At 52.0% G+C, this 5,193-nt stretch carries 7 protein-coding genes; all 7 read right to left on the bottom strand.

The features are described 5' to 3' along the window. A partial coding sequence (locus tag PAT3040_RS37280; protein WP_219930305.1) for a DUF7210 family protein occupies nucleotides 1-267 on the bottom strand: 267 nt, incomplete at its 3' end. A 45-nt stretch (nucleotides 268-312) separates the two neighbouring features. After that, a complete protein-coding gene (locus PAT3040_RS20750; RefSeq protein ID WP_108994237.1) occupies nucleotides 313-1,449 on the bottom strand; it encodes a major capsid protein in 1,137 nt (378 codons plus the stop codon). Nucleotides 1,450-1,475: 26 nt separating this feature from the next. Continuing rightward, nucleotides 1,476-1,856, bottom strand: coding sequence for a head decoration protein (locus PAT3040_RS20745; protein WP_108994236.1), 381 nt, complete (start codon nucleotides 1,854-1,856; stop codon nucleotides 1,476-1,478). Nucleotides 1,857-1,873: 17 nt separating this feature from the next. Beyond that, complete coding sequence (locus PAT3040_RS20740) at nucleotides 1,874-2,572, bottom strand: scaffolding protein (RefSeq protein ID WP_108994235.1); 699 nt, start codon at nucleotides 2,570-2,572, stop codon at nucleotides 1,874-1,876. 117 nt (nucleotides 2,573-2,689) lie between these two features. Further along, nucleotides 2,690-3,052: a hypothetical protein gene (locus PAT3040_RS20735; RefSeq protein ID WP_146200495.1), complete on the bottom strand. Its 363-nt coding sequence runs from the start codon at nucleotides 3,050-3,052 to the stop codon at nucleotides 2,690-2,692. Between the two features lie 52 nt (nucleotides 3,053-3,104). After that, nucleotides 3,105-4,163 (bottom strand): phage minor capsid protein, encoded by a 1,059-nt coding sequence (locus tag PAT3040_RS20730; RefSeq protein WP_108994233.1) that lies wholly within the window; start codon nucleotides 4,161-4,163, stop codon nucleotides 3,105-3,107. Nucleotide 4,164: 1 nt separating this feature from the next. Continuing rightward, on the bottom strand, nucleotides 4,165-5,193 hold a 1,029-nt coding region (locus PAT3040_RS20725), incomplete at its 5' end, for a phage portal protein (RefSeq protein ID WP_258235082.1).

Genomic DNA, 5,193 nt, shown 5'->3' with positions numbered 1-5,193 from the left:
ATCCGCCTCTTCCTTCTCGGCCAATGCTTTAGCATCGGCTTCAGCGGCGAGCTGCTGCCGCTCGAATTCCTGCAGGCGAGCTAACTCAGCGCGCAGCGCCTCGAATTCTTCACTCATCGACTGTGCCGCTTGCGGCTCAGCTCCGGTGGCTTTAGCCGCATTAACACCGATTAGCCTGCGAGCCTCGGCTTCAGGCAGTTCTACGGATTCGCCTGGCTTCCGCCACTGGCCGTTTGCCTTGACTACTGCTGTCAATTTCACGAGCATTGTTTTCAACTCCTTCCAAAAGAATAGAGCGCCACTGGGGCGCTCCTAATCGATGACCGTCGCAGTTACGACCGAATCAGTCCATGCGAACGCCGGGAAGCTAAGAGCAACTCCAGCCGTACGAACGCGAATCGGGTTTTTCGTCACGTCCCGGAAGACGTAAATCCCCATATCACCGGTCTTAACAGCATCAATCTCTGCGATCATCTCTTCAGTAGTTTTCGCCCACAGGTAATCGCCCAGTGGTCCGTCAGGCAACATAACAAAACGGTTCTGTGGCATCATCCGAACCGTCGTGAAACTCACTTTTCCTGCTGTCAAAGCCCGATCCTCAGTACGTGCCTGCGTGTCATATGCAATCAATGCGGGAAACTCCAATTCGTCGAACACCGCTTGCAACTGAGCCTTGGTGAGTGCTGGCGGCTGAGCATTACCGCTAGGATCTCCGTGGTAATGCTTCCGGATTGACATATTACGTCGCAGCAATGTGATGATTTTTTTACTGGTCATAGCGCGCTTGAGTTTAATCCCTCTATCCGAAAAGATACCCAACCACTCTTCGATGTCATCCAATGGAGTGGAGTTGATGATATCGCTCCATTTATCCGTGCCAGTCAGAACAGGTTTTTGTTCAACGGTGTAACCGTAATCGACAAGGACGCGCACATTTCCTTCCACATAGTTTACCCCACCGCTCCAGACGCTCGTAATGGCGATCCATTCTCTACGAGCATTGATAGAGTCTACTGCATATTGCGCATCATCAAATTGATCATTACGAAGTTGCGTGATTTCCTGCGGTCGAAGTCCAAAAGCGCCGGATGCCTGAAGCATTGTACGCACCAGACGCTCGTCCATGTAGCGGCCCCGCTGAATCTTGGGGATTTCAACGCGCGTTCCAGACAAGCCCTCGCGCGAACCATACTCGACTTCGGTACCGAGCTCCGCGATCTGCGCCATTACAGGCAGGCGATTAGCTGCGCCCTTAATGACATCTACCGTCAGCTCCGCCGTTTCTTTCGGCGGGAATAGCAACGGATGCAGGTATGTGTTGTCGACAGGAAGATTCCGAGAGTAGACAACCAAGTCCTCACCGGAAAGTGCTTGTTCCAGAGTCAGATCAATCGGATCTCCATCCGCAAAGGTTTGCAAATCCAATTTCAAACGGTATTTTCTTTTCATCTTTTGCTTCATCCTTTCGTGTGAAATTATTCTGCGAATACGACATGCGGCATCTTTTCCCGTAGCGCGGCGTCCACTGTGACCGGCAACCGGGCCGCCCATACCTTCACATACTCATAGCCGCCGACGATGTGATCGCCGTCCTTGACGTTGATCGAGCGTTTCAGGATGACAGTTGGATTCTCGCTCCCATCCTCGCCTTCGGGATCATAAGGAACCCATTTGCCTGACGCTGTAACTTTTGCCATCGGCATGCCAATCCGGATAATGCGGTTGCCATCGGAATCCGCTGGTACTCTTGTGTGGTCGATCGTGATACCGTTCGTCACTTCGCGAATAACCTCAAACGAGGCAACGATTTCCGGGTCAGCTTCGACATTAAATCGATTTGTTGGTTGCAAACGCATGAATGATTCCTCCTTCGTTATTTTGCTGCCCACGGGTCATAGACAGATGAATTGGTTGTCGGTAATCCCCGTGTTTTTGCAGAATTGATGAGTGCCTCTTGATGTGCCTTTTTATCAGCAGGAGTTCCGCCTCCGCCGACAGGTGCGCCAAAAGCGCCAGTACCAGGCTTCTGCTTTCCCAGATGTGGCTTCTTCTTCAACAGCTCCTCGAGCGCTTCTTTAACGCCGGTCAGATTTCCCTTGTCATCTTCAGTGACCATAGATAGATCAGCGAGGGCGTGAGCATCCTCCCAGTCGGCGAACCCGAGTTCGTTCGCCAATACCTTCACCTCGGCAGCGAGAAGGCGTTTATATGTCTTCTCGTTTTGTTCCTGCAGTTTCGATTTCAGTTTTTCGTCAACAAGTTTGTCAACGTCAACTGGATCGGACTTCTTGTCCTCCGGCTTCGGATCCGGCTTCTTCAGTGCCGCTTGCATAGCTTCGACTGAGTCATATCCCAGTTCCTTAGCTAGTGCCTTTTGCGCAGCCTTCTCGGCACGAGGCAAGCGTTGTCCCATCATTGCATCTACTTCGGCTTGGGTGAATGTCTTCTCTCCGCCGCCGGCGCCACCACCGTTATCACCGTCTCCTCCGGAGCCGCCAGAGCCACCGCCTTCCCCTGCAAATAGCTGAAGATTCAAGCGGAGTCGATATTGCCTTGCTATTGTCTCGTGCATAATGACCTCCTGTTTTAAGTCCGGGTGGACTATCCTCGAGTAGCCTTTTAGTGTCATGCCACGGTTTGGACAAAAGAAAAAGCCGCTCAAGTGAGCAGCTTAAGGTTAAAAAAAGTTTTATTGTGGATACTTACTCATTCCCATTCGATGAATAAGTTCAACGAAAGTGGTAAATTGCTGTCTGTAGTCAGGTTGTGAATCAACGATTTCTTTTGCTGCCTCAGAGAGAGAACCAACAACATAATCATTATTGTTGACTGAGAAATATCGCTCGTACTCCGTATCCTGAATGCAAATTATGTCAGTAATAGAGCCTGCTTTATTCCTTTCATAGAACGATAATCGTTCAAAGTGCTCTACGACTTTGTGACGATATGTCAGCCCCAATAATTCATTGTCTTCATGTTTATACACTACAAAAGTCAAGTGACCGTCTTCACGATAAGGAAGCTTTCTTACCTTCAGAAAAAAATTAGACAATCGAAACACTCCTTTCTTATACCTAACTTGTAACCATAAGGAAAGAGTGTTGTCAATCTTTTTTCCAATCATTCTTAAAATGAACATTAACCTTACGGTACTCCTCCTGCAGCTCACGGTACAGCATCGTGTCCCGTGCCTTTTGTGAAGCGAACGTCCGCAAATCTGGCGTATCATTCGGCAACACCGACTTGTAGCGAATCCATTGCTTACGGGTGGCATTTTTACGGGACTTATCGCGCTGGATCTCTTTGTAACGGCGGATATTCGCTTCCGTCCTGTTGTCAGTAAATAGTCGGTTCGACGTCATGATCATCCGCTCGACCTCATCGGTCGGCGTGTACTCCTCAATCCAAGCTGAAATGGAATGAACACAGTGCGAATGGTACGGCGGCCGTATCTCGAGCTTCGGGAATCGCGGATCGTTGCCGCTGATGCTGTACACCCTGCCCTGGTACTCGGCGCAGAATTCGCAGGTGATGCCAACGAAATTAACGTAGACCAGGTCGAGCCCGTTCTGCTTGATCATCTCTTCGGCGCCTGTTACGTGCGCCTTGCGCTGATGATAATGCACAACGCCGGCCATATACTTGTCCGCAGGGATCTGTGCGCCGTTTTTCGCTACAATGCCGGTGATGCCGCGGTTGTTGATGTCAGCAATTGCCTGCTTCGTCGCCTCGCGCCGGCTAATTCCTTCTGTCAGTGATCGCTCGTTGACCATACGAATGGCGTCCTCGATACGGCGCTTGGAGTCAGCACTCATATTATCTGAAGCCTCAAGGATGCTATAAAACGTATCGTCCATGATCGCCTGCGCCGCCCGCTGATGAATCAGAGGTTTCAGAGTGTCGTTGATCGTTTCCCGGACAACTCCCGCAGCCGATATTTGTTGCACCGCTCCTGTAGCACCGGCACGATACTCTTCACCGATGAGGGCCGCTGTATGCTGCCCAGCCTGCCTCGTCAGCTCCGCAATAATCTCCTCTATCTGCTGTAGGAGCAATTCCTTCCGTCGGCGACCGATACTACCATCCTCCAGTGACTGAACCAGCCCCCGCAGCCGTTCATCCGCTCGGACGTACAATGCGACAATCTGCTCGAGCGTCGCCATGCTACACCGTCACGCGGGGCGGCTGAGTAAATGTCGGGTTAAGAGTTCCCGCGGCTGCCTGTTCGTCCTGTATCTTCTTGATCTCGTCCTCGATCGCCTTCTCTGACCAATCCGGATGGATCCGGCGTACGGTTGTCTCGAGAGATTGTACGCCAGCAGCATACTTGTCCATCTCCTCGCGATCACGCTCCGATTCGGCCCGTGGAAGCATGTCGCCCCACTCTACGACCGGATCCTTCACTTCAAGATCTTTGCCGCCGAGTGCATTTTCCAGGATGATGCACTTCCGGATGGCTGCCTTAAGCGCCGAATCAAACTTACTCTGTACCGCTTCGGCCTTGATGACCGATTGGATCCAGAGGTACAGCAAAGCAACGCCGGAATCACCTTTGGCATCCTCCAGCCCGGCCGCCTGCAGCGAGGTCTTGCTGATGGCCAGCATGTAACGGATCAGCCGCGTGACGTGCTCAAAGCTCTGCTCTGTTTTCGCGTCCCAAACAATGTACATTGGGACTGCACCGTTCTTCTCGTCGTAAGAGACGACTTCAAGATCAGCATTCCGAACGAAGCGCTGTCCGTAGTGCTTCTGGTTCTCGCCAGCCACCGTATCCCATAGCGCCCGGGGAATAGCAAGCTTAGGCTTGCCGTGCTTTTCAAATACGATCGAATCCCTCGTAATCGTCCAGTTGATCTCCTCCTGCAGCACATCTACATTCCGGAGAGCAGACCGACCGCGCGGACTGCCTAGCGTCTCCTCGTTCGGGACACTGCCGCAGAGCAATTCGGTCACACCTGCAATCTCGACATCCTCAGGGATTTCGACGCCATACCCCTCGCCGTAAACCTGGGCATCGATCTGTTCATTGACCGTCTCTCCTTCAAGTCGAAAGGCGAGCTGCTGTACTTGTAGGCCGGTATCAGTCAACATTTGCCTTTCCACGCGCAGGAATCGCTTCTTATTGCTTTCATCGCCCCATTCCTCGATCCAAGCGATGTCCGCGCCCTGATCGTCATCGTGCGGAAGGAAGCG

The sequence above is a fragment of the Paenibacillus agaridevorans genome (assembly GCF_003112455.1).
Taxonomy (GTDB): Bacteria; Bacillota; Bacilli; order Paenibacillales; family Paenibacillaceae; genus Pristimantibacillus; species Pristimantibacillus agaridevorans.
The sequence above is the reverse complement of the archived record's forward strand: the minus strand, read 5'-3'. Positions and strand labels throughout refer to the sequence as shown.